This window comes from Ramlibacter sp. AN1015 (genome assembly GCF_037726105.1).
Taxonomy (GTDB): Bacteria; Pseudomonadota; Gammaproteobacteria; order Burkholderiales; family Burkholderiaceae_C; genus Ramlibacter.
On sequence record NZ_JBBJUM010000002.1, the window covers coordinates 169,775 to 195,268 of the forward strand.

A 25,494-nucleotide genomic window follows, 5' to 3' on the forward strand; every position below is an offset into this window, starting at 1 on the left:
GATGTCCTCCCGCGAGCTCCTGCGCATCGAGAACCTGCATGCCTGGTACGGCGAGTCGCACGTGCTGCACGGCGTCAACCTGTCGGTCAACGAAGGCGAGGTGGTCTCGCTGCTGGGCCGCAACGGCGCCGGCCGCACGACCACGATGCGCGCCATCGTGGGCCTCACCGGCCGCCGCACCGGCTCCATCCGCATCGCCGGCCAGGAAGCCATCAAGCTGCCGCCGCACAAGGTCGCCCGCCTGGGCGTGGGCTACTGCCCCGAGGAACGCGGCATCTTCGCCAGCCTCTCGGCCGAGGAAAACCTCATGCTGCCGCCCACGGTGGGCTCCGGCGGCATGAGCATCGCCGAGATCTACGACATGTTCCCCAACCTCAAGGAGCGCGCCGCCAGCCCCGGCACGCGCCTGTCCGGCGGCGAACAGCAGATGCTGGCAGTGGCCCGCATCCTGCGCACCGGCGCACGGCTGCTGCTGCTCGACGAGATCTCTGAAGGCCTCGCCCCCGTGATCGTGCAAAAGCTCGCCGAGATGATCCGCATGCTGCGCGCCAAGGGCTACACGATCGTGCTGGTCGAGCAGAACTTCCGCTTCGCCGCACCGCTCGCCGACCGCTTCTACGTCATGGAGCACGGCACCATCGTGCGCGAGTTCGCGCAGCGCGAGCTGCTCGAGAACACCGCCATGGTCCACGAATACCTGGGCGTCTAGGCCCCATTCCCCGGGTTCGCCGCCTTCGCCTCACCCGCTTTCGCATCCCCCGATTCCTATCCACACAAGGAGACCCCCGATGAAACTCAAGACCCTCGTAGCCGCCATGGCCGTCGCACTGGGCAGCGCCTCGGCGCTGGCCCAGGCCAACAACCAACCCGTGCGCATCGGCTTCATCACCGACATGTCCAGCCTGTACGCCGACATCGACGGCCCGGCCGGCGGTGAGATGGTCAAGTGGGCGGTGGAAGACTTCGGCGGCAAGGTGCTGAACCGCCCGGTCGAGGTGCTCACGGCCGACCACCAGAACAAGGCCGACGTCGCCGCCTCCAAGGCCCGCGAGTGGATCGACAACAACGGCCTGAACATGCTGGTTGGCGGCACCAACTCCGGCACCGCCCTGGCCATGGCCAAGGTCGCCAACGACAAGAAGCGCCCCTTCTTCGTGATCGGCGCCGGCTCGGCGCGCCTCACCAACGAGGACTGCACGCCCTACACCGTCCACTACGCCTACGACACCGTGGCCCTCGCCAAGGTGGCCGGCTCGGCGCTGGTCAAGGCCGGCAACAAGCGCTGGTACTTCCTCACCGCCGACTACGCGTTCGGCCACTCGCTCGAGAACGATGCGGCTTCCGTGGTCAAGGCCAACGGCGGCCAGGTGGTCGGCACCGTCCGCCATCCCCTGAACGCCTCCGACTTCTCCTCCTTCCTGCTGCAGGCCCAGGGCTCGAAGGCCGACATCCTGGCGCTGGCCAACGCCGGCGGCGACTTCACCAACGCGGTGAAGGCGGCCAAGGAGTTCGGCATCGGCAAGACCATGAAGGTCGCCGGCCTGCTGGTGTTCATCAACGACGTGCACAGCCTCGGGCTGAACAACACCGAAGGCCTGCAGCTGGCCGACAGCTGGTACTGGGACCAGGACGACGCGAGCCGCAAGTTCGCGCAGCGCTTCTTCGACAAGTACAAGCGCATGCCCTCGAGCCTGCAGGCCGCCGACTACTCCGCCACCCTGACCTACCTGAAGGCCGTGCAGGCCGCCGGCTCGACCGACGCCGACAAGGTGATGGAGCAGGTCAAGAAGACGCAGGTCAACGACTTCTACACCAAGGGCAAGGTGCGCCAGGACGGCCGCATGATCCACGAGATGAGCCTGTTCCAGGTCAAGGGCCAGAAGGAATCGACCAAGCCTTGGGACTACTACAAGCTCGTGACCAAGGTGCCGGGCGACCAGGCCTTCACCACTTTGGCCGACAGCAAGTGCCCGCTGGTCAAGAAGTGATCTAGGCCCGCCACACTGGCTCCACAGCGCTGGGGCGGGCCACGCAGCGCGTGTCCCGCCCCTTTCACCGAGAACTCTCCGCGCAGGAGGGCGAGACAAGAACATGGAAATCTTCGGCATACCCCACCAGGCCTTCCTGGGCCAGCTGATGCTGGGCCTGGTCAACGGCGCGTTCTACGCCATCCTCAGCCTCGGGCTGGCCGTCATTTTCGGTCTGCTGGACATCGTCAACTTCGCGCACGGCGCCCTCTACATGCTGGGCGCCTTCGCCGCGTGGATCGCGCTCGACAGCTTCGGCATCAATTACTGGCTGGCACTGATCGTCGCGCCGCTGGTCGTCGGCATATTCGGCGTCGTCGTCGAACGCCTGCTGCTCAAACGGCTCTACGGGCTCGATCCACTGTACGGATTGCTGCTCACCTTCGGACTCTCCCTGATCCTCGAAGGATTGTTCCGCGAGCGCTACGGCGTTTCGGGCCAGTCCTATCCGGTGCCCGACCTGCTGGCCGGCGCCACCAACCTCGGCTTCATGATCCTGCCGAATTACCGCGCCTGGGTGGTCGTCGCCTCGCTCGTGGTCTGCCTCGGCACCTGGTTCCTCATCGAGCGCACGCGCCTGGGCGCCTACCTGCGCGCCGGCACCGAAAACGCCAAGCTGGTGCAGGCCTTCGGCGTGAACGTGCCCTTGATGGTCATGCTCACGTACGGCGCCGGCGCCGCGCTGGCCGCTTTCGCCGGCGTGCTCGCCGCGCCCATCATCCAGGTCACGCCGCTCATGGGCTCCAACCTCATCATCGTGGTGTTCGCGGTGGTGGTCATCGGCGGCATGGGCTCCATCATGGGATCCATCCTCACCGGCCTCGGCCTGGGCATCGTCGAGGGCTTCACCCGCGTGTTCTATCCCGAGGCATCCAACGTGGTCGTCTTCGTGATCATGGCCATCGTGCTGATGCTGCGCCCGGCTGGCCTTTTCGGAAAGACAGCGTGATGATCCTCCCAACCCGCGCCGCGCCGGCTCCTTCCACCGCTACGTTCGTTGCCCAAGGCCTCCTGTGATGTCGAACAGCCTCATCCGCCTGCTCTCACTGGCCCTGCTCGCGCTGGCCGTCGCCGCGCCCTTCCTCGGGCTCTACCCCATCTTCGTGATGAAGCTGCTGTGCTTCGCGCTGTTCGCCTGCGCGTTCAACCTGCTGCTGGGTTTCACCGGGCTGCTGTCCTTCGGCCATGCCGCCTTCTTCGGCGGTGCGGCCTACGTGACCGGCTGGTTCATCCGGGCGCAGGGCTGGACGCCGGAGCTGGGCATGCTCGCCGGCGTGGTGATCGCCGCGGTCCTTGGCCTGCTGTTCGGCCTCGTGGCCATCCGGCGCCAGGGCATCTATTTCGCGATGATCACGCTCGCGCTCGCGCAGATGGTGTTCTTCATCTGCCTTCAGGCGCCTTTCACCGGCGGCGAGGATGGCCTGCAGGGCGTGCCGCGGGGCGCGCTGTTCGGCCTGATTCCGCTGAACGAGCCGCTCAACATGTACTACGTGGTGCTCGTCATCTTCCTGGCCTGCTACCTCGGCATCATGCGAATCGTCACCTCGCCGTTCGGCCAGGTGCTCAAGATGATCCGCGAGAACGAGCCGCGCGCGATTTCGCTGGGCTACGAGGTCGATCGCTACAAACTGGTGGCGTTCGTGCTGTCGGCGGCGCTGTCCGGCCTGGCCGGTTCGCTCAAGACGGTGGTCATGGGCTTTGCCACGCTCACCGACGTCCACTGGTCCATGTCGGGCGAGGTCATCCTCATGACCCTGCTGGGCGGCGTCGGCACCTTCCTTGGCCCGGTGCTCGGCGCTGGCCTGGTCATCGCGCTGCAGAACATGCTGGCCGACAAGGTCGGCGCCTGGGTCACCGTGATCATTGGCGCCATCTTCGTCGTCTGCGTGCTCGCCTTCCGCAAGGGGCTCGTCGGCGAACTGCAGGCCTGGCTCGACCGTCGCCGCTCGCGCCAGACCACCGCTGCAGCGCCCGCCGCCCGCGACCAGGCCGTCTGACCCGGTCGGATGGCACGGTGCACCGCTACCGCCGTGTGCCGTGCGCCCGACAGAGCGCACATCCGAGGTGGGCCGAGCGTCGTCCCGGCCCTGGACGTGCGCCTGTCGGCGACCAGGGCTGCCATGCAGGTCGGTGCGGCGCGCAGCTGCTGCGGGCTTGCTCGGCTGCGGGTCATGCCCTGGCCCGGCTCACCCCTTCCCAACTGAGCGCGACCTGCGTTGCCGGCCGCGTGGCGCCCTGCAGGTCCTGCGCTGCCCGGGACGCGTGCGCCCTGCGTTTCGAGCCCTGCCCGTCGCACGCGGCTTGCCGCGTTCCCTCTCCCGATGCCTCTGCCCCGCACCGGTCTGCCCGCCCTGCGACGCTGTCCTGCAGGTGATTGCCGGGCGCCACCGGCCGCGTACCCTCGCCAAGCTCGCTTCAGCCCCGGACGAACGAAACACCATGAACGATCTCTTCAGCCTCACCGGCCGCGTGGCCCTGGTCACCGGCGGCTCGCGCGGCATCGGCCGCATGATCGCTAGCGGCTTTCTGCGCCAGGGCGCGCGCGTCTACATCACCGCCCGCAAGGCCCCGGCCTGCGAGGCCGCGGCGCGCGAGCTGTCGTCGCTCGGTGACTGCGTCTCGCTGCCCGCCGATGTATCGACCGTGGAGGCCGCGCGCGCGCTCGCCATCGACATCGGCCGACGCGAGGGCGGAGCCCTCGACATCCTGGTGAACAACGCCGGCGCGGCCTGGGCCGAAGCCTTCGACACGTTTCCCGAGCAAGGCTGGGACAAGGTGGTCGATCTGAACCTCAAGGCGCCATTCTTCCTCACGCAGGCGCTGCATCCGCTGCTGAAGGCGGCGGCCACCCGCAGGCCGGCGAAGGTGATCAACATCGCATCGATCGACGGCCTTTCGGTCAACCCATGGGAGACCTACTCGTACGCGGCGAGCAAGGCCGGCTTGATCCATCTCACCCGGCGCATGGCCCTGCGCCTGGCCGAGGACAACATCGTCATGAGCGGCATTGCGCCGGGCCCCTTCGCCTCGGACATGAACCGGCAGGCGCGCGACCACGCGGACGAGGTTGCCCGCCGCGTACCGGCGGGACGCATCGGCAGCGAGGACGACATGGCCGCCGCGGCCGTCTACCTCGCCTCACGTGCCGGTGATTTCGTGCTGGGCGAGACCCTGGTGGTCGATGGTGGCGTCACCTTGACGCGCGGCTGAGCCGCAGGCGCAGGGTACCGCGCGGCGCGAGCGCGGCGCAGTGCTCGGCATCAGGTAGGGGCGGCAACTACAGCGTGTAGTTCTGCGGTCCGCGGCTCGAGATCTTGATCGCGCCGACGCGGTTGCCGAGCTCGGCGCAGCGCGCCAGCGACCACCCCTGCTCCAGCCCGAACAGCAACGCCCCGCGCCATGCGTCGCCGCATCCGGTCGGATCGACGATGTCGCGCGCGGGAACGGCCGGGACATGGGTGCGCTCACCGTCGATCCACACCTCGCAACCGTCACCGCCCAGCGTGACTACCAGGGCGCGCACCCGACGCGAGATCTCGGCGATCGACCACCCGGTGCGCTCGCACAGCATCTTGCCCTCGTAGTCGTTCACCGTGACCCAGCTCGCCTGCGCGATGAAAGACGCCAGCTCGGCGCCGTCGAACATCGGCAGGCCCTGTCCGGGATCGAAGACGAACGGGATGCCGGCGGCGTGGAACTGCTGCGCATGCTCCAGCATGGCGTCGCGTCCGTCCGGCGAGATGATTCCGAGGCGGATGTCCGGCCGCGCCTCGATCCTGGTGCGGTGCGCCTGCATCATCGCGCCGGGGTGGAAGGCCGTGATCTGGTTGTTGTCCAGGTCGGTCATGATCATCGCCTGCGCGGTGTAGGCGTCGTCGATCTGGCGCACGAACTCGGTTGCGATGCCCAGCGTCCCCAGGCGCTCGAGGTAGCCAGCGCCGTCGCTGCCGAGCGTTGCCATGGGGAGAGGATCGCCCCCCAGCAGCTTGAGGGCGTAGGCGATGTTGCCGGCGCAGCCCCCGAAGTCGCGCCGCAGCGCCGGCACGAGGAACGACACGTTCAGGATGTGCAGCTGCTCGGGCAGGATCTGCTGCGCGAAGCGCCCCTCGAAGTTCATGATCGTGTCGAAAGCGAGGGAGCCGCAAATCACTGCTGCCATGTCGTGTGCCTTGGGTCTGAGGTGAAAAAGTGTGGGGTCGGGACGGCGCAGCGCCTCGCACTCAGGGATAGAAGGCGACCAGCCGATAGCCCGCGATGCGGCCACCGGTCACCTCGGCGCCGAGCGTCATGTCCACGTTGGCAGACCAGTCGCCGGCCGCAGCCAACACGTCCGACGGACCGGCGCCGAGCTCGGCCGGAGAAAACACGCGCCGCAGTACCGGCTGATCGCCCGCGTCGGTCAGGGTCAGCTCCATCGAAGGCAGGGCCAGCGCGAAGGCCGCCTGATTGCGCAGCGTGAAGGCGAGCCGATAGCTCTCGGGGCCCAGGCGGTTGAAGGCGCTGCTGTCGATCACGATCGATTCGATCTGCCGTGGCACGCCGACGGTGCAGCCGGTGGGGCGGCACAGCAGCTCGAGCAGCGGCACCAGCTGCGGCTGCAGGGCAGCGATCCGGTCGCGCCAGGTCACCGCCATCTGCACCGCGAGCAGCAGTGCCAGCAGCAGCGCCAGCAGCGCGAGCAGCCCGCGCACCAGCGGGCGCTGCCAGAAAGCGCGATGGCGCGCTTCCCGCACGAAGCGCATGTCGTCCAGGCCCACCCCCTCCAAGGGCTCGTCCGCACCCAGCGGGGGCTCGCCCCCCGGCTCGGCCGCAGCACCGCCCATCGATTGCCTGAACTCGGCATACCAGGCGGGTTCGCCGGAGTTGCGTGAACGCGCGGGCTTCGAGGCGGGCGGTGTGGTGGCGAGCGCCCAGGCGGGCTCGACCTTCGGATCGGCAAGGGGCTCGATACGCTGCGCGGCGTCTCCGAACGAGGGCTCGCGCCCTGCCCCCGGAGCGTATCCAGCTGCAGCGGACGGGGGCGGCGGCTCCCAGTCCGAGGCATCGGGGCGTCGGGGGAGCGGCACCTCGACCGCGGGCCCGAGCTCCGCATCTGCAGCCGTGGCGCGCAAGGGAGGCTCCGGCTCCAAGGAAGGGGGCGGCGCCGCGCCGCCCAGGGGATCGGCGGGGCCGAGGTCGTCGAGCAGCAGGTCCACGTCCACGTGCCGCGGTTCGTCGGTGGCCGGATCACGCATGGAAGCATCGAGAGCGGGTGCGTGGTCGTGCCGTGCATCCGCGACGGCGTCCCATGAGGCCTCGGTTCCGCCGCCGGACGCGGCGCTGTCGTCGATGGTCCGGCCGGAACTTGCGTCGGAGTCCGGGTCGAGCGCGTCGGGCACTGCTCGGGCGCCGCGTCCGGAAGCCGTCTCGACGTGCGGTGACATCCCGATGGCTACCGGATGCTCCGGTTGCGGCGCAGTGCGCGGCGCAGTGTCGGAGGCCGCTGCGGCACGTCGCGCAGGCTCCGGCGCCGTATCGACAGCGTCATCGGCTGCTGCTGCCGTACCCCCCACGGCCTGCGCGCCGCCCTGGGCGGTGCGAGGCGCAGCCGCTGCTGCGGAGTCTCCCGCGTCCACCCGGTCCTTCGCGCCGATCGGCGCGCCGGGCACCGCCGGCGGCTGCACCGCGTCCTGCTGTTCCAGATGCGCGTTGGCGTCGAAGATTTCGCTGCACTGCCCGCAGCGCACCCAGCCGTCGGAGATCCGCAGCTGATCCGCGACGACGCGGAACATCGTCTGGCAGGCGGGGCACTGGGTGATCACGGACGCGGGCTCCGGTCCGGCTGCCGTCCGCACGTGCCGCCCGGCGCATACGCGGACGGTGGAACCTGCGCGATGGCGGCCGGGACGCACGGAACGGAAGGAGCGGGACTCATGTCCCGGCGATTCTAGGGCCAGCCCCTAGAGCCGTGCGGTCATCAGCACCCAGCCGTCCTGCGTGTCGGCGACGGACAGGGTGCACCAGGGTGCATATGCCGCCGTGAGCTCCTCGGCCTGCCGCTCCAGGATGCCCGCCAGCACCAGCGCGCCGCCGGCGGCCACCTGGCCGCACAGCAGCGGTGCAAGCACTTTCAATGGCGTGGCCAGAATATTTGCAAGCACCACGCCGTACGGGCCCGCAGCCATCTCCGGCAGGCCGGCGCGCAGGCGCACCCCGTTGGCCTGCGCGTTGTCCAGGGTCGCGCGCACCGCGGCCTCGTCGATATCGACCGCATCGACCTCGCGGGCACCGAAGCGGGCCGCGCCGATCGCCAGGATGCCCGAGCCGCATCCGTAGTCGAGCACGCGCTGTCCGGCGACCGGGTGGCCGGCAATCCAGCGCAGGCACATCCGGGTGGTCGGATGGGTTCCGGTGCCGAAGGCAAGGCCCGGGTCCAGCCGGATGACCTGGACTGCCTGCGCCGGCGGCTCATGCCAGGTGGGCACGATCCAGAACTGCGGAGTGATCTCCACCGGTGCGAACTGCGACTGGGTCAGCCGGACCCAGTCCTGCTGCACCACTTCGGCCAGGCCCAGCACGCTGCAGCCGGCGAAGAAATCCTGGGCCTGCAGCAGCTGCGCCGCCTCTTCGGCAGCCTCGCGTCCGGCAAACAGCGCCACCACCCGCGAGCGCTGCCACCCTTGCGCGGGCGGCGGCAGCCCGGGTTCGCCGAACAGCGCCTGCTCGGCATCGGTGTGCGCATCGGCGTCCTCGACCGAAACGCTGAGGGCATCAAGTGCCTCCAGCGCATCGCTCACCGCTTCAACGGCGGACTCGCAAACCAGCAGGGACAGCTCGAACATGCGGGGCAGTCTATACAAGGCGGTGCCAGCGACAGGGAGGCAGGAAACGCAAGGGGAAGTCCCTGCGCGGCCAACCCTAGCGCTTGTGGTGCACCAGCCAGTCTTCCAGGTAATGGATGTTGGTTCCGCCCGCCATGAACTTGGCGTCCACCATCAGTTCGCGGTGCAGGGGAATGTTGGTGTTGATGCCTTCGACCACCGTCTCCAGCAGCGCGGTGCGCATGCGCGCCAGCGCCTGCTCGCGTGTGTCGCCGTGCACGATGATCTTGCCGATCATGGAGTCGTAGTTGGGCGGCACGAAGTAGTTGTTGTAGACGTGCGAATCGACCCGCACCCCTGGGCCGCCCGGCGCGTGCCACAAAGTGATGCGTCCGGGCGAGGGAACGAACTTGTAAGGGTCTTCGGCGTTGATTCGGCACTCGATCGCGTGCCCCCGGACCTGGACGTCGCGCTGCGAAAAAGGCAGCTTCTCGCCGGCGGCCACCATGATCTGCGTCTTGACGATATCGACGCCCGTGATGAGCTCGGTCACCGGATGCTCCACCTGCACCCGCGTGTTCATCTCGATGAAATAGAACTCGCCGTTCTCGTAGAGGAACTCGAAGGTGCCCGCGCCGCGATAACCGATCTTCTTGCAGGCTGCGACGCAGCGGTCGCCGATGCGGTCGATCAGCTTGCGGGGGATGCCGGGCGCCGGGCCTTCCTCGATGATCTTCTGGTGGCGCCGCTGCATGGAGCAGTCGCGCTCGCCCAGGTAGACGGCGTTGCGATGCTTGTCGGCCAGCACCTGGATCTCGATATGCCGCGGGTTCTGGAGAAACTTCTCCATGTACACCGCCGGATTGTTGAAGGCAGCGCCGGCCTCGGCCCGCGTCATCTGCACGGCGTTCACCAGGGCCGCTTCGGTGTGCACCACGCGCATGCCGCGCCCGCCACCGCCACCGGCGGCCTTGATGATGACGGGATAGCCGATCGTGCGGGCAATGCGCCGGATCTGCACCGGATCGTCGGGCAACTCGCCCTCCGATCCCGGAACACAGGGCACGCCGGCCTTGATCATGGCCTGCTTGGCCGAAACCTTGTCGCCCATGATCCGGATCGACTCGGGCGTGGGGCCGATGAACTGGAAGCCGCTCTTTTCGACGCGCTCGGCGAATCCCGCGTTTTCCGAAAGGAAGCCGTAGCCCGGATGGATGGCTTCGGCGTCGGTCACCTCGGCGGCTGAGATGATGGCCGGCATGTTCAGGTAGCTCTGGGCCGACGGCGCGGGGCCGATGCACACCGCCTCTTCGGCCAGCTTCACGTACTTGGCCTCGCGGTCGGCCTCGGAGTAGACCATCACGGCCTTGACACCCAGTTCACGGCAGGCGCGCTGGATGCGCAGTGCGATCTCGCCGCGGTTGGCGATCAGGATCTTCTTGAACATGCGCCGGTCACTCGATCACGAACAGCGGCTGGCCGTATTCGACGGGTTGACCGTTCTCGCACAGGATCTGGGTGACGGTGCCGGCCTTGTCGGCCTCGATCTCGTTGAGGATCTTCATCGCTTCGATGATGCAGACCGTTTCGCCGGCCTTCACCTGCGCGCCGATCTCCACGAAGGGCTTGGCGCCAGGGCTGGACGAGCGATAGAAGGTGCCGACCATCGGCGACTTCACGGTGTGGCCGGCGGCGGGCTGGGGCGCGGGGGCCGGGGCCGGGGCGGCCAGCGCCGCAGCGGGTGCGGGCGCGGGCTGGGGCTGCTGGGCAGGGGCACTGATGGGCGCGGGCGCATGCACCACGGGCGGATGGCCCTTCACGATGCGGACCTTGCCCTCGGCCTCGGTGATCTCCAACTCGGAAACGTTGGAGTCCGACACCAGATCGATCAAGGTCTTCAGTTTGCGTAGGTCCATTGTGGCTCCCGATCCAGAAAAGCGGCGAATGTACCTTAAATCACCACTATTTACGCTTTTTTGCGTTAATTTCTTGAGTCGGAGTCAGCTCACGCACCTGCGGCAGCCTTCCAGCGAGCCAGCTCATCAGCAGAAACCTGGCCGATTCTACGCTGCAGCACCCGTCCGTCCGCGCCGATCAGCACCGTGAACGGCAGCCCGCCCACCTGGTTGCCGAAGCTGCGACTGAGTTCGGTGCCGTCGAGCCCGGCCATGCCGATGCGGAAGCTGACCGGGGTGCGCTGGAGGAACTGCCGCACGGCCGGAGCCTGGTCCACCGCGAGCCCCAGCACCTCCCAGCCTTGTGCGGCATTCGCGCGGTAGAACCGGTCGAGCAGCGGCATCTCCTCCACGCAGGGCGGACACCAGGTCGCCCAGAAATTGACCAGCAGATAGCGCCCACGCAGCCCGCCCATGGCCAGGCTCTCGCCGTCGGGCGTAAGGAAGCTGCGGGCCCAGAACTCCGACGGCACCTCCCCCTCCCCCGGCGGATCACGGAAGCGCCACCAGGCAAATGCCCCACCCGCCAGGCCCGCGGCCACGGCGACTCCGGCCGCGAGGGCCGTGCGACGCCTAGTGGCGGCCATCGTGGTCCTCCCGCGCCATGAGTGACCGCAGCGCCGCCAGGTCTCCGCGCGGCTGGCGTCCCCGCTTGTCGGGCCGTAACGCGCCGCGCAGATCGTCGTGGTCATGGATCAGCAAGTGCACGCCCACGTGCTCCCCAAGCTCCGGGCAGCGGCTGGACAGGCTCAGTGCCTCGACCGGCTCCCCCTGGAATCCCATGACCGAGCGGGGTTCGTAGGCGATTCCGCGCTCGATCAGGGCGATCTCCGCCGATTTGGAGTCGTCGCAAAACAGCTGCAGGTAAATGTCGGACAGGCGGGTGGCCGTTCCGTGCCACACGGCACCGCAGAGGTGCGGCCGGAACAGCGCCAGGCGTTCCATCCAGGCGGCGGCCAGGCGGCGCAGCGCGGCCAATTCCCGGGGCTGGGTGTCGCCGCAGAAGATCTGCAGGTACTCGCGCACCGCGTCCTCGACCGCGTCGTTGTCCGGCAGGGCCGTGCGCGGGCCCAGGCCCAGCTGCCGGACCGCGCGTCGCTTGGCAGGGCCCCATTCCAGGCCCTCCTCGACGACCATGCGCGCGGCGGTGGCGGCGATTTCGGATTTGAGGCTTTCCATAACCGGCCCATTTTCCCTCCATCCGATCGCGCGCAGTCGCGGCGGCACGCCCGCAGCCGATCCGATAATCGGCCCCCATGCATATCCACATCCTGGGAATCTGCGGCACCTTCATGGGCGGCCTGGCCGCGCTGGCCCGCGAGGCCGGGCACCGCGTGACCGGCTGCGATGCCGGCGTCTATCCCCCGATGAGCGACCAGCTGCGGGCCCTGGACATCGAGCTCATCGAAGGCTTCGGTGCCGAGCAGATGGCGCTGCGCCCCGACGTCTGGGTGGTCGGCAACGTGGTCTCGCGGGCGCGGCAGGCCGACGGCAGCCCCAGGTTCGCGCTGATGGAGGCCATCCTGGAGGCCGGCGCGCCCTACACCAGCGGTCCGCAGTGGCTCGCCGAGCACGTGCTGCAGGGGCGCCATGTGCTGGCCGTGGCCGGCACCCACGGCAAAACCACCACCACCTCCATGCTGGCCTGGGTGCTCGATCAGGCCGGCCTGGAGCCGGGCTTCCTGGTGGGGGGCGTGCCGGTCAACTTCGGCGTGTCCGCGCGCCTGGGCACCGGCCGGTGCTTCGTGATCGAAGCCGACGAGTACGACACCGCCTTCTTCGACAAGCGCAGCAAGTTCGTCCACTACCGCCCACGCACCGCGATCCTCAACAACCTCGAGTTCGACCACGCGGACATCTTCGACGACCTTGCGGCCATCGAGCGGCAGTTCCACCACCTCGTGCGCACCGTGCCGGCCTCCGGTCGGGTGGTGGTGAACGGGCTGGAAGAGAGCCTCGTGCGGGTGCTGCATGCCGGCTGCTGGAGCGAGGTGCGCAGCTTCGGCGCCGCCGTGAGCGATTTCTGCGCCCGCGGCGAGCCGGAAGACTTCGAGGTGCTGGAAGGCGGCTCCTCACGGGGCCGCGTGACCTGGGCGCTCGGCGGAGTGCACAACCAGCTCAACGCGCTGGCGGCCATCGCGGCCGCCCAGCACGTCGGCGTGGCGCCTGAAGCGGCGGCCGGCGCACTGGCGTCGTTTCGCAACGTGAAGCGGCGCATGGAATTGCGCGGCACCGCGGCGGGCGTCGCAATCTACGACGACTTCGCCCACCACCCCACCGCGATCCGCACCACGGTCGATGGACTGCGGCGACGCCTGCCTGCCGGCCAGCGCATCCTGGCCGTCTTCGAGCCGCGCAGCAACACCATGAAGCTGGGCACCATGAAGGCCCAGCTGCCCTGGAGCCTGGAGCAGGCCGACCTCGCGTTCTGCCACAGCGGCGGACTGGGCTGGGACCCGGCACAAGCGCTGGAGCCCATGGGTGCACGCGCCCAGGTGGCCGACAACATCGATACGCTGGTGGTGCAGGTGCTGGCGGCGGCGCGCGCCGGCGACCAGATCCTGTGCATGAGCAACGGCGGCTTCGGCGGCATTCACGCCCGCCTGCTCGAGCAGCTCGCGGCACGGGCCTGAGCCACACCTGAAGCGCCCCGTGCTCGCACTGCGCCCGCGAGCACCTCGGGCGTCGGCGGCAACTGCCGCAGGCACAGGGAGGATCAGCCGCGCCGGGCCCGCACCGCGCCCGCGAGTACCTCGAGCGCCTGCAGCGAGTGGTCCCAGCCCAGGCACGCGTCGGTGATGCTCTTGCCGTAGGTGAGGCTGGCCGCATCGTCCTTGCCGGGCGTGAACTTCTGCGCGCCGGCTTCGAGGTGGCTCTCGATCATGACGCCGAACACCTGGCGTCCGCCGGCGGCGATCTGGCCGGCGATGTCCTGGGCGACCACGATCTGCCGCTCGTGCTGCTTGCTGCTGTTGGCATGGCTGCAATCGACCATCAGGCGCGGCGGCAGGCCGGCCGCCTGCAGCTCGGCGCAGGCATGGGCGACGCTGTCCGCGTCGTAGTTGGGTGCCTTGCCGCCGCGCAGGATGACGTGGCAGTCGCGGTTGCCCTGCGTCTGCACGATGGCCACCTGCCCGTTCTTGTGCACAGACAGGAAGTGGTGGCCGCGCGCTGCCGCCTGGATCGCGTCGGTGGCGATGCGGATGTTGCCGTCGGTGCCGTTCTTGAAGCCGATCGGAGCGGACAGGCCCGAGGCCAGTTCGCGGTGGACCTGGCTTTCCGTGGTGCGCGCACCGATCGCGCCCCAGGAAATCAGGTCGCCGATGTACTGGGGCGAGATCACGTCGAGGAACTCGCTTCCGGCCGGCAGGCCCAGGCGGTTGATATCGATCAGCAGCTGCCGCGCGATGCGCAGGCCCTCGTCGATGCGAAAGCTTTCGTCGAGGTACGGATCGTTGATCAGCCCCTTCCAGCCGACGGTGGTGCGCGGCTTCTCGAAATACACCCGCATCACGATCTCGAGCGTGTCGGCGTAGCGGGCGCGGACCTCCTTCAGGCGGCGCGCGTAGTCCAGCGCCGCCGCGGGATCGTGGATCGAGCAGGGACCGATCACCACCAGCAGGCGGTCGTTGCGGCCGGCCAGGATGTCCTGGATGTGCCGTCGCGTCTCGCTGATGAGGCGCTCCACCGGTGTGCCGCTGATCGGAAAGAACCGGATCAGGTGCTCGGGCGGGGGCAGCACGGTGATGTCCTTGATGCGCTCATCGTCGGTCTGGCCGGTCTTGTCGACAGGGTGCGCATACCAGCCATCGACGGCGGGGGTGGACTTCGCGGACATCGGGAGGCTCCTTCCTCTGGTTCAGATCAAGAATTGCAAACGGGCGGGGCAAAAAAAAACCGCCGGTGGGGACCGGCGGTGTTCTCGGGATTCCTTGCGCTTGTCAGTTCAGGCTACGCACAGGTCTCTCGGCCGCCGGGGCTGGAGAAAACCAGAAATAGCCAAAAAAGAATGCGCGGCTGCAGGACATCGGGAGGCAATGTAGCACAGGGCCTGGGAGCTGCCGCCCGTCAAGCGGTCCCGCCCACGGTGAGGCCGTCGATCCGCAGGGTCGGCTGGCCTACGCCCACGGGCACGCTCTGGCCTTCCTTGCCGCAGGTGCCGACGCCCGAGTCGAGTCGCATGTCGTTGCCGATCATGCTCACGCGGGTCAGCGCGTCGGGACCGTTGCCGACGATGGTCGCGCCCTTGACCGGATAGAGGATCTTGCCGTTCTCCACCCAGAAAGCCTCGCTGGCCGAGAAGACGAACTTGCCGGAGGTGATATCGACCTGGCCGCCGCCGAAGTTGGTGGCGTACAGGCCTTTCTTGATGCTGGCGACGATTTCCTCGGGAGACCTGTCGCCGCCGAGCATGTAGGTGTTGGTCATGCGCGGCATGGGGACGTGGGCGTAGCTCTCGCGCCGGCCGTTGCCGGTGGGCTTGACCCCCATGAGCCGCGCATTGAGCGCGTCCTGGATGTAGCCGCGCAGGATGCCGTCTTCGATGAGCACGTTGCGTTGGCTGGCGTTGCCCTCGTCATCGACGTTGAGGGAGCCGCGGCGGTCGGCGATGGTGCCGTCGTCGAGCACCGTCACGCCCTTGGCAGCCACACGCTTGCCGATGCGCCCGGCGAACGCGCTCGAGCCCTTGCGGTTGAAGTCGCCCTCCAGGCCGTGGCCGATCGCCTCGTGCAGCAGGATGCCCGGCCACCCGGAGCCCAGCACCACGGTCATCTCGCCGGCGGGCGCCGGACGCGACTCGAGGTTGGTGAGCGCCGCCCTCGCCGCCGCATCGACGTACTCGCCGATGCGCTCGTCGTCGAAATAGTCCAGCCCGAAGCGGCCGCCGCCGCCGTTGGAGCCGACCTCGCGACGGCCGTTGTGCTCGGCGATGACGGTGACCGACAGCCGCACCAGCGGCCGCACGTCGGCCGCCAGCGTGCCGTCGGCGCGGGCCACCAGCACCACGTCCCACTCGCTGGCAAGGCCGGCCATCACCTGCACGATGCGCGGATCCTTGGCGCGCGCGAGCTGCTCGACCTTGCCGAGCAGCTGCACTTTCTGCGTGCTGTCCAGCGTGGCGATGGGGTCGAGCCCGCCATAGAGCGAGCGGCTGCTGGCGACCTTGCGCGACGGCACCCGCACGCGGCCTCCGCGCTGGTTGCCCGACGCTGCGATGGTGCGCACCGTGCGCGCCGCGTCCAGCAGCGACGCCTCGGAAATGTCGTCCGAATAGGCGAAGGCGGTCTTCTCGCCGCTCACCGCCCGCACGCCTACGCCCTGGTCGATGCTGAAGCTGCCCGTCTTGACGATGCCCTCTTCGAGGCTCCAGCCTTCGCTTCGGGTGTACTGGAAGTAGAGATCGGCGTCGTCGATGCGGTGCGCGGCGATCTCGGCCAGCGCGCGCGAGAGGTGGGATTCGTCGAGCCCGAAAGGCTCCAGCAGCATGCGCTGGGCCGTGGCCAGCCGTTCGATGGTGGGTTCGCGGGAGATCATCGCGGCATTCTAGGCGGCGCCCTCCGCGCCCGGGGGCAGACCGCCCGGTACGCTGGCGCAGCGCCCGGGAATGCCGGGGCCGCTCAGCTCTGCACCAGCCGCTTGGTCTTGGCGATCGACATCAGGATGCCCAGCGCGAGCCCCAGCGTCACCATGGCCGTTCCACCGTAGCTGATGAACGGCAGCGGCACGCCCACCACGGGCAGGATGCCGCTGACCATGCCCATGTTCACGAACGCATACGTGAAAAAGATCGTGGTCACGGCGCCCGCGAGCAGGCGCGAGAACAGGGTCGAAGCTTCCAGCGCGATCGCCAGGCCGCGCAGGATGAGGAAGATGAAACAGGCGATCAGCAGCAGGTTGCCGACCAGTCCGAACTCCTCTGAGAAGGCCGCGAAGATGAAGTCGGTGGTGCGCTCCGGGATGAACTCCAGGTGCGTCTGGGTGCCCTGCATGAAGCCCTTGCCGAACAGGCCGCCCGAGCCGATGGCGATCATGCCCTGGATGATGTGGAAGCCTTTGCCGAGCGGGTCCTTGGTGGGGTCGAGCAGCGTGCAGATGCGCTGCTGCTGGTAGTCGTGCAGCACCGGCCAGCGGTTGCCCGCCGCGCACAGCTGCGGCTCGAACACCAACAGCATCAGGATGCCGGCGACGGCCAGCAGGAACGGCGGAACGATCAGCTTCCAGGGCAGCCCGGCAAAGAAGATCACTGCCAGCCCCGCCGCCATGACCAGCAGCGAGGTGCCGAGGTCGGGCTGCTTCATGATCAGGCCCACGGGCAGCATCAGCAGGGCGCCGGCCACCAGGAAGTCGAAGGGCCGCAGCTGCCCTTCGCGCTTCTGGAACCACCAGGCCAGCATCAGCGGGGTGGCGATCTTCAGGATTTCGCTGGGCTGGATCACCACCCCGACGTTGACCCAGCGCTTGGCGCCCTTCTTGGTGATGCCGAACACGGCGACCGCGATCAACAGCGCCACGCCCAGCACATACAGCGGCACCGCGAGCGACATCAGGCGCTGCGGCGGTATCTGCGCCACCACGAACATCACGAATCCGGCGATCAGCATGTTGCGGCCGTGGTCCATGAAGCGGGTGCCGTGGTCGAAACCCGAGGAATACATGGCCAGCAGGCCAGCTCCCGCCAGCAGGAACACGGCGAAGGCGAGCGGCCCGTCGAAGCCGTGCAGCCAGGGCGCGGCGCGGCGCCACAGCGGAGGGTTCTCGAACACGGCGGACATGGGCCGCGATTATGGCCGGTGGCATCATGGCCCCCATGCCTTTCGCGCAGAACCCGAGCCCGCCGCCGACCCATCTTCTGTACCTGCACGGCTTCCGCTCGTCGCCCCGATCGCACAAGGCCGTGATGGTCTCCCGGTGGGTGGCGCAGCACCAGCCGCAGGTGCGTTGGTGGTGTCCACAGCTGCCGCCCTCGCCGCGCGAGGCGATGGACCTGGTGACGGAGGGCATCGCCGACTGGCCGCGCGAGCGCATGGGCGTGATCGGCTCCTCGCTCGGCGGCTTCTACGCCGCGTGCGTGGCCCAGGCCACCGGCTGCCCCGCCGTGCTGCTGAACCCGGCCGTGCACCCCGCGCGCGACCTGGCACGGCACATCGGCGAGCAGACGGCCTGGCACGACCCCTCGCAGCGCTTCCATTTCGATGCCGCCTTCATCGACGAACTCCACGCCCTGGAGCCCGGACCCCTCGCCGAGCCCCACAAGCTGTTCGCCGTGGTCGCCAAGGGCGACGAGGTCCTCGACTGGCGCGAGATGGTGGCGCGCTTCGCGGGCGCGCGCATCGAGCTGATCGAGGGCGGCGACCATGCCTTGTCCGATTTCGAGCAGCGCATCGACGAGGTCATGGGTTTCCTGGGCCTGGCACGCGGAAGTCCGTTCCAGGCCGCATAGCGGCTGCGCACTCGACGCGCGTGATGTAAGCGGCGAGCGCACCGCAGCGCCGGCGCCTTATCCACGACTTCGCCAGGATGCGCGCCGTTGGCCCGCCGGGGGATGGGACAATCCCGCCCCATGTTTGCTCTCTTCGAAGAAGCCGGAAAGTTCCAGGCCGGCCGCATCCTCTCGGAAGCCGAGGCCTCCGCGCAGGTCGAGCTGGATTCCGGCAAGCGCGTCAAGGTCAAGGCCGCCAGCATCCTGCTCAGGTTCGACAAGCCGGCTCCCGCCACGCTGATCGCGGATGCCCAGGCGACCGCGCGGGACATCGAGCTGGACCTGGCGTGGGAGTTCGCCCCCGAGGAGGAGTTCGGATTCGGCGACCTGGCGCGCGACTATTTCAGCGAGAACGCCAGCCTCACCGAACAGGCCGCGGCCCTGTTTCGCCTCTTCGAGGCGCCGCACTACTTCCGCCGCGCCGGCAAGGGTCGTTTTCGCAAGGCGCCGGCCGACGTCCTGCAGCAGGCGCTGGGCGCCATCGAGAAGAAGAAGCAGCTGCAGGCCCAGATCGACGCCTGGGCGGCCGAGCTGGCCGGCGGCACGTGCCCCCAGCCGGTGCACGATCAGCTCTATCGCATCCTCTTCAAGCCCGACAAGAACGCGCCCGAGTACAAGGCGGTGGTGGAGGCCGCGCGCAACACGCAGCTCGCTCCGCTCGCCCTGCTGCAGCGCGCGGGCGCCATCCGATCGGCCTACCAGTTCCACTGGCAGCGCTTCCTGTTCGAGCACTTCCCCAAGGGCACGGGCTTTCCTCCGGTGCCCGTGCCGCAGCCGACTTCGGAGTTGCCGCTCGCGCCGGTGCAGGCCTGGTCCATCGACGACTCCAGCACCACGGAAATCGACGACGCGCTGTCGGTGCAGGGCCTGGGCAGCGGCACGGTGGTCGTCGGCATTCACATCGCCGCCCCCGGGCTGGCGCTGCAGCCCTCCGATGCGCTCGACCAGATCGCGCGGCAGCGCCTGTCCACGGTGTACATGCCGGGGCACAAGGTCACCATGCTGCCCGACGCGGTGGTCGGCGCCTTCACGCTGGAGGCCGGGCGCGACTGCCCCGCGGTGTCGCTCTACGTGCACTTCGACGAAACCACGCTGGCCGTGGCATCGACCGAAACACGCCTGGAGCGGGTGCCGATTTCGCTGAACCTGCGCCACGACCAGCTCGACGCCGTCATCACCGAGCGCTGGCTGCAGGATGCGGACGCGCCGGCGCAGGCTCCCGGCATGCCCGGCGAGGTCGCGGCCCTGCGCGCGCCGCTGTCCTTCCTGTGGCGTCTCGCGCGGCACCTCAAGGCGCAGCGCGAGGTGGTACGCGGCAAGCCCGAGAACTTCAACCGGCCCGACTACAACTTCCGCCTCGTGGACCTGGAAGCGGGCGAGCCCACGGGTGACGAGCAGGTCGAGATCGGGGTGCGCCGTCGGGGCGCGCCGCTCGACCTGATCGTGGCCGAAGCCATGATCCTGGCCAACAGCAGTTGGGGCCAGTGGCTCGCCGACCTGGGCGTTCCGGCCATCTACCGCAGCCAGGCCAGCATGGCCCCCGGGGTCAAGGTGCGCATGGGCACCAAGGCCGCGCCGCACGCGGGCATCGGCGTCAAGTGCTATGCGTGGAGCACCTCGCCGCTGCGCCGCTATACCGACCTGGTCAACCAGTGGCAGATCATCGCGGCCGCCCGCCACGGCCGCACCGCTGCACTGGCCGCGCCGTTCAAGCCCAAGGACGCCGAGCTCTACTCCATCATCTCCAGCTTCGACGCGGCCTACGGCGCCTACAACGCCTACCAGGCGGGCATGGAGCGCTTCTGGACCTTGAAATACCTGCGCCAGCAAGGCATCGCCGAGCTCGACGCAACGGTGATCAAGGAGGGTCTGGTGCGCGCCGACACCCTGCCGCTGGTGCTGCCGGTGCTGGGTGCGTCGGAGCTGCCGCGCGGCTGCGGCGTGCGGGTGCGCCTGGGCGAGATCGACGAGATCGCGCTGGACGTGCACGGCACCGTGACCGAGCGCCGCGAGCTCACGCCGGCCGCGGTGTCGGCCGAAGACGACAGCGCGGAGGAGGAAACCGTCGCGGGGCCGATCGCCATCGCGGTCGATGTCGCCGACGCCGAGGCCGGCCCCGATAATCCGGCCTCGTGAACCTCAAGCGCCTGAGCACCCTGCAGATCGCCCTCGCCGTGTCGGTCGCCGTCCATGCGGCGCTGCTCACGGTGCGCTTCGTCGATCCCCAGGCGTTCAACCGCGTGTTCCAGGACACGCCGCTCGAAGTGGTGCTGGTGAACGCGCGCAGCAACGAAACGCCCGACAAGGCCCGTGCCATCGCCCAGTTCTCGCTGGCCGGAGGCGGTGATGCCGAGGCCGGTCGTGCCACCTCCCCGCTGCCGCCGTCCGCCCTCACCTCCGCGGGCGACTCGACCGAAGAGTCGCGCAGCGAAATCGAGGCGATGCAGGAGCAGCAGATGGTGCTGCTCGCCCAGGTGCAGCGCATGCTGGCCGCCCTGCCCCCGCCCGATCCGCGCAAGCGCGCCGACAGCCCCAATGCCAAGGCACGCGAAGAAAAGCGCCGCCAGCTGCTGCAGCTGCTCGCCGAGATCGAGCGCCGGGTCAACGAGGAGAACGCCCGGCCCAAGAAGCGCTACATCAGCCCCGCCACCAAGGAGGCGGTGTATGCGGTCTATTACGACGCGCTGCGCCGCAAGATCGAAGACCGCGGCACCCAGAACTTTCCCGAACTCGCCGGCAGCAAGATCTATGGCGAGCTCACCATGCTGCTGACCGTCAACCACGATGGACGCATGCTCACCGCCGAGGTGGTGGACAGCTCGGGCAACGCCACCCTCGACCGGCACGCCATCGGCGTTGCCCGCGCCGCCAGTCCGTTCGGCCGCTTCAGCGACGGAATGCGCCGGCGCGCCGACCAGATCGTGGTGGTCTCGCGCTTTCGCTTCACCCGCGAAGAAACCCTGCAGACCAACCTGTCCAACCGCTGAAGGTTCGACCGCCATGGACTCCTATTGCCTGATCGGCAATCCGGTGGCGCACAGCAAGTCGCCCTGGATCCACGCCCGCTTCGCCGTACTGACCGGACAGTCGCTCGAGTACCGGCGCCAGCTCGTGCCGCTCGGAGGCTTCGCCGACGCGGTGCGTGCCTTCCGCGCGTCGGGCGGGCGCGGCTGCAACGTCACGGTGCCGTTCAAGTTCGAGGCCGCGGCCTTCGCCGGTGCGGCACTCACGCCGCGCGCCGCGCTCGCCGGCGCCTGCAACACCCTGCGCTTCGAGCCCGACGGCAAAGGCCTGCTGGCCGACAACACCGACGGCATCGGCCTGGTGCGCGACATCGAGCACAACGGCGGCTTCCGTCTGGCCGCAGCGCGCATCCTGCTGCTCGGCGCCGGTGGTGCCGCCGCCGGTGTGCTGGGCCCGCTGATCGAGGCCGGCCCCGCTGCGCTCACCGTCGCCAACCGCACCCCTGCCAAGGCCGATGCACTGGTGCATGCGCACCAGGCGCTGGCGGCGCGCCACGGCGTGCTGCTGCGGCCCGCGTCGCTGGACGACGCCGGAGAGGGCTACGACCTCGTGGTCAACGGCACGGCCAGCAGCCTGGCCGGCGCGCAGGTACCGGTGGCAGGCCGCGTGCTGCGCACCGGCGCCCTGGCCTGCGACATGATGTACGGGCCTGCCGCCGAGCCCTTCCTGGCCTGGGCTCGTGCCCAAGGTGCGCAGGCCCGCGACGGCCTGGGGATGCTGGTCGAGCAGGCGGCCGAGTCCTTCGCGCTCTGGCGCGGACTGCGCCCGCCCTCCGCACAGGTGCTGGCCGAGCTGCGCGCGGCGCAGGAACAGCCCGCCGCATGAAGCGGGCGCTGCTGCGCTGGCTGCTGTTCGTGGCGGTGGCCCTGCTGGTTTTGCAGCTGTTCTTCGTGCTGCGCATCGCGCTCATGGCGGTGCTCGACCCGCAGTCCACCAGCTTCCAGCGCTCGGAGGCCTGGCGCCTCGCCACCACGCCCGGCAAGCCGCTGCGCTGGCGCCAGGAGTGGGTGCCCTATCCGCGCATCTCCGAGCACCTCAAGCGCGCGGTGATCGCTTCGGAAGACGACAGCTTCGTGCGTCACGACGGCATCGACTGGGACGCGCTCGAGAAAGCGTGGCAGCGCAACTCGCGCGCCGAGGAACGCGCGGCGCGACGCGCCCGGCTGCAGCCCGCGCGCGCTTCGGCGCCCCGCGTGATCGGCGGCTCCACCATCACGCAGCAGCTGGCCAAGAACCTGTTCCTCTCGGGCGAACGCACCCTGCTGCGCAAAGGACAGGAGGTGGTGCTCACCTTCGCGCTGGAGGCGCTGCTCACCAAGGAGCGGCTCCTGGAGATCTATCTCAACAGCGTCGAATGGGGCGAAGGCGTGTTCGGCGCCGAGGCCGCGGCCCAGCGCTACTACGGCAAGAGCGCCGCCCGCCTCACGTCCTACGAAGCGGCGCGGCTCGCGGTCATGCTGCCGCGCCCGCGTCATTTCGAGCGGCTGCCCCAGTCGCCCTACCTCGCCGACCGCGCCGGCGTCATCCAGGGCCGCATGCAGGCCGCGACGCTGCCCTGAACGGACCGAGGCGCCGGCGGGGCCCCTCCGGCTACTGCGCGGCCTCGCGCAGCGTGGCGACCACCGGCCTGTTCAGCACCTCGCGCAGGCCCCACCAGCCCGCCGCCAGCGCCAGCAGTGCGCCCGCCAGTGCGCCGGCCAGCGGCACCAGGGGAGAGGCGCGCCAGGCGAAGTCGAACACGTAGCGGGCCAGCGCCCATCCCACCGCGATCGCCACCACGCTCGCCAGGAACCCCGCCAGCATGCCCACGCCGGCCAGCTCGGCCCGCTGCACCTGGCGCAGCAGCGAAGCGCGCGCACCGACCGCGCGCATGACGGCGAACTCGCGCGCCCGCTCCTCGCGGGTGGCGGTGACCGCGGCGAACAGCACCACCAGCCCCGCCGCCAAGGTGAAGCCGAAGAGGAACTCCACCGCCCGGATGACCTGCGCCAGCACCGCTTGCACCTGGTTGATGGTGGCGGTCATATCGACGTTGGTGACGTTGGGGAAGGCCCGCACCAGCGCGTTGTCGAAGCCGGCCCGCTCGGGCGCGCGGTAGGCGCCCATGTAGGTGACCGGCACGTCGGGCATGCTCGCGAGCGGATACATCACGAAGAAGTTGGCACGCATGGAGCCCCAATCGACCTTGCGCAGCGAGGTGATGCGCGCCTCGGACGTGACGCCGCCGATGTCGAAGCGCAGCGTGTCTCCGAGCTTGAGCCCCAGCGTCTCGGCGAGCCCCTCCTCGACGCTCACCGCGCCGGCCTCGCCCGGCGTCCAGCCGCCCGCCACCACCTGGTTGTGCGGTGGCTGCTCGGCGCTGTGCGAGAGGTTGAACTCACGATCGACCAGCCGCTGCGCACGCTCGTCGGTGTACTGCTCGGGCGCCACCGGCCGGTCGTTCACCGCGACCAGGCGCCCGCGGAACATCGGGTACCAGTCGTAGCGCGTGACCCCCGCCTCGCGCAGCATCTCGCGCAGCGGCTGCTCCTGTTCGGGCATCACGTTGATCACGAAGCGATTCGGCGCGTCCGGCGGCGTCGCCTGGCGCCAGCTGGCGATCAGGTCGGTGCGCAGCAGCACCAGCAGCACCAGCGCCAGCAGGCCGACCGCCAGTGCGCTCACCTGAACCACGGCATACGCGGGGCGCGCCCCGATCTGCCGCGTCGCGAGCACCAGCCAGCGCGGCGCCGTGGCCTCGTTCACCGCCAGGCGCAGCAGCTTCACCGCCACCCAGCTCAGGCCCGCGAAGAGCAGCACGGCGCCGGCAAAGCCCCCCACCGCGATGGCGCCCAGCTTGAGATCGCTGCTGGCCGCCAGCAGCAGGGCCGCGAAACCGGCAACGCCCACGGCCAGCACCAGCGCGGACGCGGGTTTGAGGCCGCCGAGATCGCGGCGGATCACGCGCAGCGGCGGCACCCGCGACAGCTGCAGCACCGGCGGCAGCCCGAAGGCGAACAGCAGCGTGAGGCCCATGCCGAGGCCGAAGGCCACCGGCCACAGCCCCGGAGCCGGCAGGGCCGTTTCCACCAGGCCGGCCAGCAGCAGCACGAAGGCGAAGTGCACGCCGAAGCCCAGTGCCACGCCCAGCACGCTCGCCGCCAGCCCCACCACGGCGAACTCCAGCGAATACGCCAGCGCGATGCTGCGCTGGCTCTGCCCCAGCACCCGCAGCATGGCGCAGTCGTCCAGGTGCCGGCCCGCGAAGCCGCGTGCCGCCAGCGCAACCGCCACCGCGCTGAGCAGGGCCGCCAGCAGCGCCACCAGGTTCAGGAATTTCTCGGCCCGGTCCAGCGTCTGGCTCATTTCGGGACGCCCCGCTTCCAGCGACTCCACGCGCATCCCGCGCGCGCCGCCGGAATCGACGCGCGCATGCGCCCAGTCCACGAAACGCGTCACGGCCGCGTCGGGCCCGGCGACGGCGAAGCGATAGCGCACGCGGCTGGCCGGCTGCACCAGCGCCGTCGCGGCGAGATCGGCCTCGTGAATCATCACCCGCGGCGCGAAGCTCATGAAGCCTGCACCCCGGTCGGGCTCCACGGAAATCACCCGCCCGATGCGCAGGCGCGCGTCCCCCAGCAACAGCGGATCGCCGATCGCCAGCCCGAGCGCACCCAGCAGCGGCGCATCGACCCAGGCCTCCCCGGGCGGCGGGATCTCGCGGGTCGTTTGCGCCGGCGCGCCAGGCGCCGGCGCCACCTGCAGCTGCCCGCGCAGCGGATAGCCGGGCGCCACCGCCTTCAGGGCCACCAGCCGTGCCGCGCCGCCCTGCTGCTCGTCGGCGCGCCCCATGGTCGGAAAGCCGAGCGTGGTGACGCTCGCCAGCCCCAGCGCACGCGCCTGCTGCACGAATTCAGGAGGTACAGGGTTGTCGCTGGAGACCACCGCGTCGCCCCCGAGCAGTTGCCGCGCATCGCGGCTCAGGCCGCCCTTGAGGCGGTCGGCGAAGAAACCGACAGCGGTGAGCGCCGCAACGGCCAGCATCACCGCGACGATCACGAGCCGCAGCTCGCCGGCGCGCAGGTCGCGCCAGAGGCTGCGCCAGCCCAGGTGCCAGAAACTTGTCATGGCCGGCACCTTACCCGAAGGCCGCGGCGCCGGCCGGCTGCGGGATATGGTGGCGCCGGCACGAAGCGACGCTCGGGCCTGCGGTGGCGAGCGCGGCGTGA

General features: G+C 69.5%; 22 protein-coding genes. 11 read left to right on the forward strand and 11 right to left on the reverse strand.

The features are described from left to right. Position 1: 1 nt before the first annotated feature. From WG922_RS03620 to WG922_RS03640, 5 genes are all read left to right on the forward strand, one after another. Positions 2–709, forward strand: a complete 708-nt coding sequence (locus tag WG922_RS03620; protein WP_340280742.1) for an ABC transporter ATP-binding protein — start codon at positions 2–4, stop codon at positions 707–709. Positions 710–788: 79 nt separating this feature from the next. After that, the gene (locus tag WG922_RS03625) at positions 789–1,988 is read left to right on the forward strand and encodes an ABC transporter substrate-binding protein (RefSeq protein ID WP_340280744.1); all 1,200 of its coding nucleotides are present in this window, start codon (positions 789–791) and stop codon (positions 1,986–1,988) included. A 103-nt stretch (positions 1,989–2,091) separates the two neighbouring features. Beyond that, positions 2,092–2,976 carry a branched-chain amino acid ABC transporter permease gene (locus WG922_RS03630; RefSeq protein WP_340280746.1) on the forward strand — a complete coding sequence of 295 codons (885 nt, stop codon included), beginning with the start codon at positions 2,092–2,094 and terminating at the stop codon, positions 2,974–2,976. Between the two features lie 67 nt (positions 2,977–3,043). Next, complete coding sequence (locus WG922_RS03635; RefSeq protein ID WP_340280747.1) at positions 3,044–4,024, forward strand: branched-chain amino acid ABC transporter permease; 981 nt, start codon at positions 3,044–3,046, stop codon at positions 4,022–4,024. 442 nt (positions 4,025–4,466) lie between these two features. After that, positions 4,467–5,237, forward strand: a complete 771-nt coding sequence (locus WG922_RS03640) for an SDR family oxidoreductase (protein ID WP_340280749.1) — start codon at positions 4,467–4,469, stop codon at positions 5,235–5,237. A 67-nt stretch (positions 5,238–5,304) separates the two neighbouring features. Here WG922_RS03640 and WG922_RS03645 read toward each other — a convergent pair whose 3' ends face one another. The 7 genes from WG922_RS03645 to WG922_RS03675 all read right to left on the reverse strand — a co-directional run bounded on the left by WG922_RS03645 (position 5,305) and on the right by WG922_RS03675 (position 11,961). Continuing rightward, positions 5,305–6,186 (reverse strand): carbohydrate kinase family protein, encoded by an 882-nt coding sequence (locus tag WG922_RS03645; RefSeq protein WP_340280751.1) that lies wholly within the window; start codon positions 6,184–6,186, stop codon positions 5,305–5,307. Between the two features lie 61 nt (positions 6,187–6,247). Then, the gene (locus WG922_RS03650; RefSeq protein WP_340280753.1) at positions 6,248–7,828 is read right to left on the reverse strand and encodes a DUF3426 domain-containing protein; all 1,581 of its coding nucleotides are present in this window, start codon (positions 7,826–7,828) and stop codon (positions 6,248–6,250) included. 138 nt (positions 7,829–7,966) lie between these two features. Then, positions 7,967–8,848, reverse strand: coding sequence for a 50S ribosomal protein L11 methyltransferase (prmA, locus tag WG922_RS03655; protein ID WP_340280755.1), 882 nt, complete (start codon positions 8,846–8,848; stop codon positions 7,967–7,969). Positions 8,849–8,924: 76 nt separating this feature from the next. After that, positions 8,925–10,274 carry an acetyl-CoA carboxylase biotin carboxylase subunit gene (accC, locus tag WG922_RS03660; RefSeq protein ID WP_340280756.1) on the reverse strand — a complete coding sequence of 450 codons (1,350 nt, stop codon included), beginning with the start codon at positions 10,272–10,274 and terminating at the stop codon, positions 8,925–8,927. 7 nt (positions 10,275–10,281) lie between these two features. Then, positions 10,282–10,743 (reverse strand): acetyl-CoA carboxylase biotin carboxyl carrier protein, encoded by a 462-nt coding sequence (accB, locus tag WG922_RS03665; protein WP_340280757.1) that lies wholly within the window; start codon positions 10,741–10,743, stop codon positions 10,282–10,284. 89 nt (positions 10,744–10,832) lie between these two features. Further along, on the reverse strand, positions 10,833–11,369 hold the full coding sequence (locus WG922_RS03670; protein WP_340280758.1) for a TlpA family protein disulfide reductase: 537 nt from the start codon (positions 11,367–11,369) through the stop codon (positions 10,833–10,835). Beyond that, positions 11,356–11,961: a hypothetical protein gene (locus tag WG922_RS03675; protein WP_340280760.1), complete on the reverse strand. Its 606-nt coding sequence runs from the start codon at positions 11,959–11,961 to the stop codon at positions 11,356–11,358. Before WG922_RS03675 ends, WG922_RS03670 begins: the two co-directional genes overlap by 14 nt. 77 nt (positions 11,962–12,038) lie before the next feature. Here WG922_RS03675 and mpl point away from each other — a divergent pair, with 77 nt between their 5' ends. After that, positions 12,039–13,415, forward strand: a complete 1,377-nt coding sequence (gene mpl, locus WG922_RS03680; protein ID WP_340280762.1) for a UDP-N-acetylmuramate:L-alanyl-gamma-D-glutamyl-meso-diaminopimelate ligase — start codon at positions 12,039–12,041, stop codon at positions 13,413–13,415. Between the two features lie 83 nt (positions 13,416–13,498). On the opposite strand, the gene WG922_RS03685 is transcribed toward mpl, so the two are convergent. From WG922_RS03685 to rodA, 3 genes are all read right to left on the reverse strand, one after another. Further along, complete coding sequence (locus WG922_RS03685) at positions 13,499–14,620, reverse strand: 3-deoxy-7-phosphoheptulonate synthase (protein WP_340280764.1); 1,122 nt, start codon at positions 14,618–14,620, stop codon at positions 13,499–13,501. A gap of 230 nt (positions 14,621–14,850) precedes the next feature. After that, on the reverse strand, positions 14,851–16,317 hold the full coding sequence (gene tldD, locus WG922_RS03690) for a metalloprotease TldD (protein ID WP_340280766.1): 1,467 nt from the start codon (positions 16,315–16,317) through the stop codon (positions 14,851–14,853). 83 nt (positions 16,318–16,400) lie between these two features. Beyond that, a complete protein-coding gene (gene rodA, locus WG922_RS03695) occupies positions 16,401–17,555 on the reverse strand; it encodes a rod shape-determining protein RodA (protein WP_340280767.1) in 1,155 nt (384 codons plus the stop codon). 26 nt (positions 17,556–17,581) lie between these two features. Here rodA and WG922_RS03700 point away from each other — a divergent pair, with 26 nt between their 5' ends. The 5 genes from WG922_RS03700 to mtgA all read left to right on the forward strand — a co-directional run bounded on the left by WG922_RS03700 (position 17,582) and on the right by mtgA (position 22,845). After that, on the forward strand, positions 17,582–18,223 hold the full coding sequence (locus WG922_RS03700; RefSeq protein WP_340280768.1) for a YqiA/YcfP family alpha/beta fold hydrolase: 642 nt from the start codon (positions 17,582–17,584) through the stop codon (positions 18,221–18,223). A 120-nt stretch (positions 18,224–18,343) separates the two neighbouring features. Next, on the forward strand, positions 18,344–20,398 hold the full coding sequence (locus WG922_RS03705; protein ID WP_340280769.1) for a ribonuclease catalytic domain-containing protein: 2,055 nt from the start codon (positions 18,344–18,346) through the stop codon (positions 20,396–20,398). Beyond that, positions 20,395–21,249 (forward strand): energy transducer TonB, encoded by an 855-nt coding sequence (locus WG922_RS03710; protein WP_340280770.1) that lies wholly within the window; start codon positions 20,395–20,397, stop codon positions 21,247–21,249. The genes WG922_RS03705 and WG922_RS03710 overlap by 4 nt, the downstream gene beginning before the upstream one ends. A gap of 13 nt (positions 21,250–21,262) precedes the next feature. After that, positions 21,263–22,111 carry a shikimate dehydrogenase gene (gene aroE / locus WG922_RS03715; protein WP_340280771.1) on the forward strand — a complete coding sequence of 283 codons (849 nt, stop codon included), beginning with the start codon at positions 21,263–21,265 and terminating at the stop codon, positions 22,109–22,111. Next, on the forward strand, positions 22,108–22,845 hold the full coding sequence (gene mtgA, locus WG922_RS03720; RefSeq protein WP_340280772.1) for a monofunctional biosynthetic peptidoglycan transglycosylase: 738 nt from the start codon (positions 22,108–22,110) through the stop codon (positions 22,843–22,845). The genes aroE and mtgA overlap by 4 nt, the downstream gene beginning before the upstream one ends. A 31-nt stretch (positions 22,846–22,876) precedes the next feature. Here the strand turns inward: mtgA and WG922_RS03725 are convergent, their stop codons facing one another. Further along, positions 22,877–25,393: an ABC transporter permease gene (locus tag WG922_RS03725; RefSeq protein WP_340280774.1), complete on the reverse strand. Its 2,517-nt coding sequence runs from the start codon at positions 25,391–25,393 to the stop codon at positions 22,877–22,879. Between the last annotated feature and the right edge of the window lie 101 nt (positions 25,394–25,494).